Origin of the sequence: Mycobacterium sp., assembly GCF_050701675.1 — a bacterium.
Classification (GTDB): Bacteria; Actinomycetota; Actinomycetes; order Mycobacteriales; family Mycobacteriaceae; genus Mycobacterium.
Window position 1 is genome coordinate 1 of sequence record NZ_JBOGDD010001284.1, and the last position, 10,369, is coordinate 10,369.

General features: G+C 68.0%; 11 protein-coding genes. 6 read left to right on the forward strand and 5 right to left on the reverse strand.

Translation table 11 applies throughout. The features are described from left to right. The 3 genes from ACRDUX_RS39600 to ACRDUX_RS39610 all read left to right on the forward strand — a co-directional run. Positions 1-915, forward strand: a 915-nt coding sequence (locus ACRDUX_RS39600; protein WP_526422815.1) for a 5-(carboxyamino)imidazole ribonucleotide synthase, incomplete at its 5' end; no start/stop codon positions are given. After that, entirely contained in the window at positions 908-1,423 is a 516-nt protein-coding gene (gene purE, locus ACRDUX_RS39605; RefSeq protein WP_526422817.1) for a 5-(carboxyamino)imidazole ribonucleotide mutase, read from the forward strand. The genes ACRDUX_RS39600 and purE, both read left to right, overlap by 8 nt. Before the next feature lie 44 nt (positions 1,424-1,467). After that, positions 1,468-2,631 (forward strand): acyl-CoA dehydrogenase, encoded by a 1,164-nt coding sequence (locus tag ACRDUX_RS39610; protein WP_526422819.1) that lies wholly within the window; start codon positions 1,468-1,470, stop codon positions 2,629-2,631. A gap of 9 nt (positions 2,632-2,640) precedes the next feature. On the opposite strand, the gene ACRDUX_RS39615 is transcribed toward ACRDUX_RS39610, so the two are convergent. Beyond that, entirely contained in the window at positions 2,641-3,354 is a 714-nt protein-coding gene (locus ACRDUX_RS39615; protein ID WP_526422835.1) for a TIGR03089 family protein, read from the reverse strand. After that, entirely contained in the window at positions 3,351-4,841 is a 1,491-nt protein-coding gene (locus ACRDUX_RS39620) for an LCP family protein (RefSeq protein ID WP_526422821.1), read from the reverse strand. Before ACRDUX_RS39620 ends, ACRDUX_RS39615 begins: the two co-directional genes overlap by 4 nt. A 68-nt stretch (positions 4,842-4,909) precedes the next feature. On the opposite strand from ACRDUX_RS39620, the gene rfbD reads away from it, so the two are divergent. The 3 genes from rfbD (at position 4,910) to manB (ending at position 7,901) form a co-directional block, all read left to right on the forward strand. Further along, positions 4,910-5,779: a dTDP-4-dehydrorhamnose reductase gene (gene rfbD, locus ACRDUX_RS39625; RefSeq protein ID WP_526422823.1), complete on the forward strand. Its 870-nt coding sequence runs from the start codon at positions 4,910-4,912 to the stop codon at positions 5,777-5,779. A gap of 70 nt (positions 5,780-5,849) precedes the next feature. Then, positions 5,850-6,749, forward strand: coding sequence for a glycosyltransferase family 2 protein (locus tag ACRDUX_RS39630; RefSeq protein WP_526422825.1), 900 nt, complete (start codon positions 5,850-5,852; stop codon positions 6,747-6,749). Positions 6,750-6,812: 63 nt separating this feature from the next. Continuing rightward, complete coding sequence (gene manB, locus ACRDUX_RS39635) at positions 6,813-7,901, forward strand: mannose-1-phosphate guanylyltransferase ManB (protein WP_526422827.1); 1,089 nt, start codon at positions 6,813-6,815, stop codon at positions 7,899-7,901. Here the strand turns inward: manB and ACRDUX_RS39640 are convergent. From ACRDUX_RS39640 to ACRDUX_RS39650, 3 genes are all read right to left on the reverse strand, one after another. Next, positions 7,883-8,425: an NUDIX hydrolase gene (locus tag ACRDUX_RS39640; protein WP_526422829.1), complete on the reverse strand. Its 543-nt coding sequence runs from the start codon at positions 8,423-8,425 to the stop codon at positions 7,883-7,885. The genes manB and ACRDUX_RS39640 overlap by 19 nt on opposite strands. Positions 8,426-8,438: 13 nt before the next feature. Further along, positions 8,439-9,809 carry a coenzyme F420-0:L-glutamate ligase gene (locus ACRDUX_RS39645; protein ID WP_526422831.1) on the reverse strand — a complete coding sequence of 457 codons (1,371 nt, stop codon included), beginning with the start codon at positions 9,807-9,809 and terminating at the stop codon, positions 8,439-8,441. After that, positions 9,806-10,369, reverse strand: a 564-nt coding sequence (locus ACRDUX_RS39650) for a 2-phospho-L-lactate transferase CofD family protein (RefSeq protein ID WP_526422833.1), incomplete at its 5' end; no start/stop codon positions are given. The genes ACRDUX_RS39645 and ACRDUX_RS39650, both read right to left, overlap by 4 nt.

The following is a 10,369-nucleotide window of genomic DNA, read 5'->3' on the forward strand; positions in this document are numbered from 1 at the left end:
CTGCATGCCCAGGACAAATGGGTGATGCGGACCCGGCTGGAGGCGCTCGGCGCTCCAGTGCCGCGATTCGGTGCCGTGAACGGCGTTGACGACGTCGACGCGTTCGTACGGCGTATCGACGGGCCCGTCGTCATCAAGACCATCCGCGGCGGATACGACGGCCGTGGCGTGGCGATGGCCGACGATCTGGCACAGGCCAGGGGGATCGCCGAGCGATACCTGGCCGACGGCGTGCCCATCCTGATCGAAGAGCGCGTCGCCATGCGACGAGAGCTGTCGGCACTGGTTGCCCGCTCGCCGTTCGGGCAGGGCGCTGCGTGGCCGGTGGTGCAGACCGTGCAGCGCGACGGGATCTGCGTCGAGGTGCTGGCCCCCGCGCCCGCATTGCCCGTGACGCTCGCTGCCGATGCCACCCGGTTGGGGTTGCGCCTGGCCGACGAGCTTGGCGTGGTCGGCGTGCTGGCCGTCGAGCTGTTCGAGACCGAGGCGGGTGGGCTGCTGGTCAACGAACTGGCGATGCGCCCACACAACTCCGGGCACTGGACCATGGACGGCGCCCGCACTAGCCAATTCGAACAGCACCTGCGCGCCGTTCTCGACTATCCGCTGGGAGACACCGCGCCGTTCGCCCCGCTGACGGCGATGGCCAATGTGCTCGGCGCTCCTCGGACTCCGGACGTGACCATGGACGAGCGCGTGCACCATCTGTTCGCCAGGATGCCCGACGCGAAGGTGCACCTCTACGGCAAGGGCGAACGTCCCGGCCGCAAGATCGGCCACGTCAACATCGTCGGCGAGACCACCGGCGATGCCGATGACGAGGGTTATGTCGCGGAGGTTCGTGAGCGCGCTGTCCGGGCTGCACACTGGCTATCGCACGGGGAGTGGACGGACGGATGGGATTCGCATGGATAGCGGTACTTCGAGCGCCCGCGTCGGCGTCATCATGGGCAGCGACAGCGACTGGCCGGTGATGCAGGACGCCGCGGAGGCGCTCGCCGAGTTCGACATTCCGTTCGAGGTCGGCATCGTCTCGGCGCATCGCACGCCCCAGCGGATGCTCGACTACGCCCGCACCGCGGCTGACCGCGGCATCGAGGTGATCATCGCAGGTGCGGGCGGTGCCGCCCATCTGCCGGGGATGGTCGCCTCGGCGACACCGCTTCCGGTGGTCGGCGTGCCGGTGCCGCTGGGCAGGCTCGACGGGCTGGACTCCTTGCTGTCGATCGTGCAGATGCCCGCCGGGGTGCCGGTGGCGACGGTGTCGATCGGCGGGGCGCGAAATGCAGGGCTGCTGGCCGTGCGCATCCTCGGTGCCACGGACCAGGGGCTGCAGGCCCGCATCCGCGAGTTCCAGCGACAGCTGGAATCGACGGTGCTGGCCAAGGATCAAGCGCTGCGCGACCGCTTACTGGGGGAGTAGCGGCGGTAGTAGTAAAGTTACTGGCGAGTAGCAAGGAGTCCCCGATGTCCATCGGCAACCCGTCGTTCGACGCCTTTCAGCTGTCCGACGAACACATTGAGATGCGCAAGGTCCTTCGGGATCTGTGCGACAAGGAGATCGCGCCGTACGCGGCTGACGTCGACGAGAAGGCCCGGTACACCGACGAGGCACTCGCTGCCTTGAACTCGTCGGGCTTCTCGGCGATCCACATTCCGGAGGCGTACGGCGGTCAAGGTGGTGACTCGCTCGCGGCGTGCATCGTCATCGAAGAGGTTGCCCGAGTGTGTGCCTCGTCGTCGTTGATCCCGATCTGCAACAAGCTCGGCACCATGGGCATGCTGCTGAAGGGGTCCGAGGAACTCAAGAAGCAGGTGCTGCCCTCGATCGGGGCTGGCGAGGCGACCGCCTCCTACGCGTTGTCCGAGCGGGAGGCCGGCAGCGATGCGGCGGCGATGCGCACCCGCGCCCGTGCGGACGGCGACGATTGGGTCCTCAACGGTTCGAAGTGCTGGATCTCCAACGGTGGTCACTCCACGTGGTACACGGTGATGGCGGTGACCGACCCGGACAAGGGCGCCAACGGCATCTCGGCGTTCGTGGTGCATGCCGAGGATCCGGGTTTCAGCGTCGGGCCCAAGGAGAAGAAGATGGGCATCAAGGGCTCGCCCACCACCGAGCTGTACTTCGAGGACTGTCGAATCCCTGGCGACCGCATCATCGGGGAGCCAGGAACGGGATTCAAGACGGCGTTGGCCACGCTGGATCACACCCGCCCGACGATCGGCGCGCAAGCCGTCGGCATCGCGCAGGGTGCGCTAGAGGCATCGATCGCCTATACGAAGGAGCGCAAGCAGTTCAAGAAGTCGATCAGTGACTTCCAGGCGGTGCAGTTCATGCTTGCCGACATGGCGATGAAGATCGAGGCCGCGCGCCTGATGGTCTACAGCGCCGCAGCGCGGGCAGAGCGCGGGGAGCCGAACCTCGGCTTCATTTCCTCGGCCGCCAAGTGCTACGCCTCCGACGTGGCCATGCAGGTGACCACCGACGCCGTGCAACTGTTCGGCGGCTACGGCTACACCGTCGACTTCCCGGTCGAACGGTTCATGCGCGATGCCAAGATCACCCAAATCTACGAGGGCACTAACCAGATTCAGCGGGTCGTGATGTCCCGCGCGCTGTTGAAGTAGAGCGTCGGGCTACTCCAGCCTCGCGGTGACCTTCTCGGCCTCGGCGCGGCGCGCCAGCGCTTCGGTGTCGGGGTGTGCCACTTGGACCAGGGATCCGCCCGCCACCAACACTGCGAGCACGTGGTCGATCATCGCCTCAGCGGTGTCCCAGGCCTTCGACGAGAGCACTCGGCTGGCAGGGGTGAAGCCCTGGGCGGTGGCCGAACTGGTTGCGGCGGAGAGGGTCTCCGCGACCGATCGGCCGTCCAACGCGGGTCCGGGGTTGCGTTCGGGGGTGATCTGGTCGCCGTGTGCGCGCACCGACGTGGCGTAGTCGGTGACGCCGAATGGGACGTCGGGAACCGGTCGGCCGAAGGCGTCGAGCGACAACACCACGACTTCGCCGGCCTGTCCGACCGCAGCGTCGGCCTCGTCCAGGCGGTCCACCGTACAAAAGGCAACGTCGCATTCAGATTGTCCTGCAACTACTTCTGCGCCGACGTACCAAACGCCGAGCATGACGCCCAATGTCTGCCAGTGCGGAGGCAGCAAGATGGCCACCCGACTGCTCGGGCTTGCACCGAGCTCGTCGCGCAGCAGGTTTCCCGTCTTCGCGGCCCAATTGGCCAGCGTCACCGTGGAGAGCTCGATCCGCTCACCCGTTGCGTCGTCGTAGTAGGTGATCCGCGGCGCAGACGCGACGGCGAGCAGCGGGTCCATCACTGCCGAGCTGAGGTTCGTCAGTTCACGCACTCCGGGCCGTCCGTGCCTGCCGTCATGATGGTTGGTGGCTGTGGAACCGCATCGGTGGTCTGGGCCGCTGCCTGGTCCACGGTATCCCCAGAGGCCTCGGTCGAATCGCCGGTCGAGGTCTCGGAGCCGAGGCCAGATCCGGGGCCGGTGTAGTCGCCGGCGAGCATCACCTTGACCGCACCCGGCGCCAGCGACGGATCCTCGACGATCGGCAGGTTGCCCAGCTCCTTCGAGACTGCTTGGGCGCCAAGGTCGTCGGTCTTCGCCGCTCGAACCTGGCTGCTCGCCACCCGGCCCTCCTCGTTGTTGCCGACGTTGCCAGCGGTGAAGCCCTTACCGGTCAACACCTCCGACACCGACGCGGCGAGTCCGTTGATGTCGCTGTCGTTCACCACGTCGGCGGTGGTCTTGCTCGGGGAATAGGCGACGACGTCGGTCTTGCCCTCATCCTGCTTCTGTAGAAGGCCCGCGATGAACTCCTGCACCTGTGCCGGATCCACCCGAACGACGCTCTGCATGCCGTCGTCGCTCCAGCCGTCCTCCTGGAGGACCGGAATGGTGGCGAAGGCGACGTTGCCCCCCGCCAGTTTCTGCATCTGCGTGACGAAGTCCATGATGTCCCATCCGTCGGAGAGCACGACTGAACGCTGCACGGCGTCCTGAAGTCGGTTCAGCGTCGATGGACTGGACAGCGTCTTACCCGAAATGACCTGGTGGGCAAGGGATGCCATGACGGTCTGCTGGCGTGTCACCCGGTCGAGGTCACCGCGGGGCAGGTCGTGTCGCTGCCGGACGAAGCTCAGGGCCTGCGGGCCGTCGAGCTTCTGTTTCCCTGCCGGAAAGTCCGCACCGGACAAGGGTTCGTAGACGGCGTCCTTGAGGCACACGTCGACGCCGCCGAGTGCGTCCGTGATGAGCGAGAAGCCGAGCAGCCCGATCTCGGCGTAGTGGTCGACGGTGACGCCGGTGAGGTCGGCGACGGTCTTGATCAATGCCTCCCGGCCCGCTTCCGTGGCCTTCGGCTCGGCAGTCGCTGGGTCCTCGCCCTGTACCTCGACGAGTTCCTTCATCTTCTCGAGCTTGACCTGACCGAATACGCCGTTGATCTTGGTCTTGCCGAGGTCGTCGGGGGCTTCGACGTAGGAGTCGCGGGGGATCGAGATCGCCGTGGCGGACGTTCCGTTGTTGGGGATGCGGACCAGGATGATGGTGTCGGTGTTGGTCGACACGTCGTCGCCCGCGCGCAACGTGGCGAGCTCATCGGCGGACAACGGATTGCCGTGAGCGTCGGTCCTGCTGTCCATGCCGACGAGCAGGATGTCGATCGCACCGTCGTCGCCGCCACCGCCGAGGGCGGCCGAAGAGACGTGATTGATGCCGTTCTCGAACGACCGGATCTTTCCCCACGCGACGCCAGTGCCGATGACGATCACCGCCGCCACGACCACGGCGATGACGCGAGAAACACGACCTGGCATCTGCCCAGGCTACTGGCGAGTCGCCCGATGGGGCGTTAGCGCTCCTCGGCGTGCCAGACTCTTCAACCATGTCGAGGAGTTTGGTGATCATCGGTGCAGGAGGACTCGTCGGGCGAAGACTGACGGCTGAGGCGGGGCGTCGCGGCCACCAGGTATTGGCGCTGACCTCGGCACAATGTGACGTCACCGACCCGACCGCGCCGGAACATCATGTGAACTCCGGTGACGTGGTGATCAACTGCGCCGCCTACACCAAGGTGGATCAGGCCGAGGCCGACGAGGCTGCGGCCCGCGCCGTCAACGCCACAGGAGCCGAGAACGTGGCACACGCCTGTGCCCGCGCCGGAGCCGAGCTGATTCACATCTCGACCGACTACGTGTTCGGCGGAGCGTTCGGCGACGCGCCTCCTCACCCCTATGAGATCGACGACGAAACCGGACCGCTCGGCGTCTACGGCCGCACCAAGTTGCAAGGTGAGTTCGAGGTGCTCTCGGCGATGCCCACCGCCCACGTCGTGCGGACCTCCTGGATCTACTCGGGCGCCGAGGGCGGCAGCGACTTCGTCTCCGTCATGCGACGACTGGCGGGCGGAGACGCTCAGGTCGACGTCGTCGCCGACCAGGTCGGCTCACCGACCTACGTCGGCGACCTCGTCCAAGCCCTCCTTCAGGTGGCCGAGGAACCGATAGAGGAATCAGTCCTGCATGCGGCGAACCAGGGCGAGACCAGTCGGTACGAGCAGGCGCGTGAGGTGTTCGAGCTCGTTGGCGCCGACCCGGACCGCGTGCGGCCAGTCGGCAGCGACCTCCACCCGCGGCCAGCTCCAAGGCCGCCCTACTCGGCGCTCTCTGGGCGCCTTTCGGCGGCGGCCGGACTGAGCGAGCTGCCGCCATGGCGGGATGCGTTGCGCTCGGCGCTGTCAGACCAGCCGCGCTGAATCCCCGCGCTGACTGTGACGGGACGCACCACCGCCTCGACGGCGGTAGGACGCCATTACCCTCGACGCCGTGACTGACGAACTGATCGTGGTGACGGTGACCTATTCACCGGGTCCGCACCTCGACCGGTTCCTCGCCTCCCTCGGCCATGCCACTGAACGGCCGGTGACGGTCGTGATGGCGGACAACGGCTCCACCGACGGCGTTCCCGAGGAGGCGGCGCGGCGCTACCCGAATGCGCGGCTTCTGCACACCGGCGCCAACCTGGGTTACGGCTCGGCCGTCAACCGGGCGGTGGCCGAGTACGTGACCGGATCGGACGACGCGAACGTCGACGGCCCGGAGTTCTTCATCGTGGCCAATCCCGACGTGGTGTGGGGTCCAGGCAGCATCGACCAGCTGCTCGACGCCGCCGAGCGCTGGCCGCGCGCTGGGTCGCTGGGACCGTTGATCCGCGATCCCGACGGTTCGGTCTACCCGTCGGCACGCCACCAGCCGAGCCTGATCCGTGGCGGCATGCACGCCGTCGTCGCCCCGCTGTGGAAGTCCAACCCGTGGACGGCGGCATACCGGCAGGAGCGGCTGGAGCCCAGCGAACGTCCCGTCGGCTGGCTGTCGGGGGCGTGTCTGCTCCTCCGGCGCCACGCTTTCGACGCGATCACGGGGTTCGACGAGCGCTACTTCATGTACATGGAGGACGTTGACCTCGGCGATCGTCTGACGGAGGCCGGCTGGGAGAACGTCTACGTGCCGTCGGCGGAGGTGCTCCACGACAAGGGGCACTCGACGGGCCGCGACCCCGCCCGCAACTTGGCTGCCCACCACACCAGCACCTACACTTTCCTGGCTGACCGGCATCCTCGCTGGTGGCAGGCGCCGTTGCGCTGGACCATCAGATCGGCCCTCGCGGCGCGGGCGGGGTTGGTGGTCGGCAACTCCCGGCGGAAGATCGCGAAGGGGCGGCACTGAGCGCTTGCGCGAAGAGCGAAGGACGGCGATGAGCGCTTGCGCGAAGAGCAAAGGAAACAGCTGATGGCAAGTTCGGTGAATCCGGCAGAGGTCGATGCCGTCATACTGGTCGGCGGCCAGGGCACGCGTTTGCGACCGCTCACGTTGTCCGCTCCCAAACCCATGCTGCCGACGGCGGGTCTGCCCTTCCTGACGCATCTGCTGTCCCGGATCGCGGCGGCGGGAATCCAGCACGTCGTGTTGGGGACGTCGTACAAGGCCGAGGTGTTCGAAGCCGAGTTCGGCGACGGGTCCAAGCTTGGCCTGCAGATCGAGTACGTCGTCGAAGACGAGCCGCGCGGCACCGGCGGCGGCATTGCGAACGTGGCGTCGAGGCTTCGGTACGACACCGCGCTGGTGTTCAACGGCGACGTGCTGTCCGGCGCTGATCTCGGTGCCCTGCTGAACAGCCATCGCGACCGCGATGCGGATTTGACCCTTCACCTGGTGAGGGTCGGTGATCCGCGCGCATTCGGTTGTGTGCCAACCGATTCCGATGGTGCCGTCACCGCGTTCATGGAGAAGACGCAGGACCCGCCTACGGATCAGATCAACGCGGGTTGCTACGTGTTCAAGCGCGAGGTCATCGATCGGATACCCGTTGGCCGCGCGGTGTCGGTCGAGCGCGAGGTGTTTCCGGCGTTGCTCGCCGACGGTCTGAAGGTCTGTGGCTACGTCGACGCCACCTACTGGCGCGACATGGGCACGCCGGACGACTTCGTACGTGGCTCTGCCGATCTCGTCCGCGGTATCGCGCCGTCGCCCGCCCTGAAGGGCCACCGAGGCGAGGAGCTCGTCCACGAGGGTGCCTCCGTAGCGCCCGGCGCCCTTCTGATCGGCGGAACGGTGGTCGGGCGGGGCGCGGAGATCGGGCCCGGCGTGCGACTGGACGGCGCGGTGATCTTCGACGGCGCGCGCATCGAGGCCGGATCGGTGATCGAACGCTCGATCATCGGGTTCGGCGCCCGCATCGGGCCGCGGGCGCTGATCCGCGACGGCGTGATCGGCGACGGCGCACACATCGGTGCGCGGTGCGAGCTGCTCCGCGGCGCGCGGGTGTGGCCGGGGGTGCACATTCCCGACGGCGGCATCCGCTACTCGACCGACGTCTGAGCCGCCCGCGTCAGCTGGGTCAGTCCGTAGTCGGAGCCCGGCGGCAGATCGTTCAGCGGCCACCACCGAAGATCCAGTGATTCGTCGCTGATGGCGATCTGCGCATCCTTGGGCGCGTGGGCCACGAACTGAATGTCGAGATGGTGCGTCGGCACGCCCAACGAGCAGGTGAGAGCGTGCACGTGAATGGCCTTGGGCATCTCGTCGATGATCAACCCGTCGATACCGGACTCCTCGCTTGCCTCCCGTAGCGCTGCGGCGGCGATGTCTGCGTCGGACGTCTCGCAGTGGCCGCCGAGTTGCACCCAGCGGCCGAGCCGTGGGTGCAGCGTGAGCACGGTCGTGCTGGCGGTGTGATCGAGCACCAGTGCCGAGGCCGTGACGTGGCCAGGGACGCAGGCGCGTTCACACGCGTCGGGACGGGCGAGCACGAACGCCAGCACCGCGAGCCGCAAGGCGTCCTGCGCCGGATCGGCTGGCTGCCAATTGCGCAGGGTGTCGACCACCGAATCGTGCAGGCTCATCGGTACTGCCCGCTCATCGGACGATCAGCAGACCATCGGTCGGCGCCGGCTCGCGCGGTTCGGGCGGCTCCTCGGGATGGCCGATTGCGATGGCCCCCAACGGCGCCCAGTCCGGCGGGAGGTCGAGCCGTTCCCGTACCAGTTCGGCGGCGAAGATCGTCGATCCGATCCAGCAGCTGCCGATGTCACGGGCGGCGAGTGCCACCAGGAGAGCCTGCACCGCGGCGCCGGCGGCGACGGTGAACATGGTGGTCTCGGCGGCCGTCCTCTTCGCGTCGGGGTAGGCATGGGCGCCGTCGGGCACCATGAACGGGATCACCAGCTCCGGTGCGTCGTAGAGGATCTGGCCGCGCTCGACGCGCCGCTCGACGGCGTCGGCGGGCAAGCCATCGGCTTGCAGGTCCGCACGCCACGTCTCCCTCATGGTGTCCAGAAGTCCGATGCGGACGTCGTGGTCGCGGACCCACGCGAACCGCACCGGCCGCGTGTGGTGCGGGGCCGGCGCGGTGAGCGCCTCCGCGACGGCGGCCTCGACGACCGCGGGGTCGACGGGCCCCTTGCCGAACCGCCGGACCGAGCGTCGCAACAGCTGGGCCTGCAGCCGCCCTCGCTGCTCGCCCATCCGAATGGCCTCCTCGGTGCCGAGCCAGAAGAGGTCCTCCTCGCCCGCCCTGACGAGCGTGTGTCCGTTGGACCCGTCGTCGTGCAGAGCCAGGCCGCGGACGACTGCGACCGGTATGCCGGTCAGCTTGCCCTTGACGAGGTCTGCGGCCGCGGCGATCTCGTCGGCCACCGCGACCTCGGTCACGACCAGTTCGTTGCCGTGTGCGTCGTGTGCGCCGCCGTAACCGTGCAACACGGCCAGCCCCGCTGCCCCGATCGCGGTGTCGGTCTGGCCATTGCGCCAGGCCCGTCCCATCGTGTCGGTGACGACCACGCCGACGGTCACGCCGAGAAGGGACAGAAGCCTGTTCCGCAGGGTTGCCGCACTGCCGTCGGGATCGACTGGCAGCAGCGCCAATTCCGCAGAGTCGACATTGGAGCCGTCGACGCCCGCCGCCGCCTGGATCAGGCCGATCGCATTCTCGGTGATCGACGTCCGCCCCTTGCGGGCGACGACGCGGACCGCTTCGGCATCGACGAGCTTGCGGCGCAGGGCGTCCCGTTCCTCGGGATCCGTCGGTGCTGCCACGATCCGGCCCTCGCTCTTGGAGAGCACCTTGCTCGTCACCACGACGACGTCGTGGTCGCGCAGCCAGGGTGCCGCCGCGGCGATCGCCGCCGCCACGTCGTCGCCGGGGCGGAACTCGGGAAGGCCGGGTACGGGCAGGATCTCGACGGCCGCAGCGGCGCCGTGGTCCGCGGCCTCGCCGGGAGTCGTCACGCTCCCGTCCCGATGCCTGCGAGTTCCACTCCGCTGCGAACCATCTCGGCGGTGGCCAACGGAGAGGTCATCAACAGCGGGATGGCGCGCACGTCGACTCCGGCGATCGTTGCGGTGTCGCCCTCGTCGATGAGCCAGCCATCGAGTATGCCGGTGCCGGACCGCGCTCCGAAGTGAGCGCCGACGGCCTGCGACGAGGTTTCGACGCCGATGACGGAAAGGCATTCGTCGGCCATCCCGCGCAGCGCCCGCCCCGCGACGATGGGGGAGTAGCCGATGACGGGCGCCGCCGTGGACCGCAGCGCCCCACGGATTCCCGGCACGGCGAGGATCGCGCCGACGCTCACGACGGGGTTGGACGGCGCCAGCAGGACGACGTCGGCATCGGCGATGGATTCGAGCACACCGGGTGCGGCGGCGGCCTTGTCGGCGCCGACGAAGGCGAAGGAGTGCGTGGGGATCTGGGCCCGGTAGCGCACCCACCACTCCTGAAAGTGGATCGCGCGCCGGGACCCTTCAAGATCGGACTCATTCCGGTCTTGTTCGGGATCCGTTACGAC

What these genes read in the sequence shown, in the direction of transcription:
- purE (WP_526422817.1), top strand. Translation starts at nt 908, where the DNA reads ATGGATAGCGGTACTTCGAGCGCCCGCGTCGGCGTCATCATGGGCAGC.
- ACRDUX_RS39610 (WP_526422819.1), top strand. Translation starts at nt 1,468, where the DNA reads ATGTCCATCGGCAACCCGTCGTTCGACGCCTTTCAGCTGTCCGACGAA.
- ACRDUX_RS39620 (WP_526422821.1), bottom strand. Translation starts at nt 4,841, where the DNA reads ATGCCAGGTCGTGTTTCTCGCGTCATCGCCGTGGTCGTGGCGGCGGTG.
- rfbD (WP_526422823.1), top strand. Translation starts at nt 4,910, where the DNA reads ATGTCGAGGAGTTTGGTGATCATCGGTGCAGGAGGACTCGTCGGGCGA.
- manB (WP_526422827.1), top strand. Translation starts at nt 6,813, where the DNA reads ATGGCAAGTTCGGTGAATCCGGCAGAGGTCGATGCCGTCATACTGGTC.
- ACRDUX_RS39640 (WP_526422829.1), bottom strand. Translation starts at nt 8,425, where the DNA reads ATGAGCCTGCACGATTCGGTGGTCGACACCCTGCGCAATTGGCAGCCA.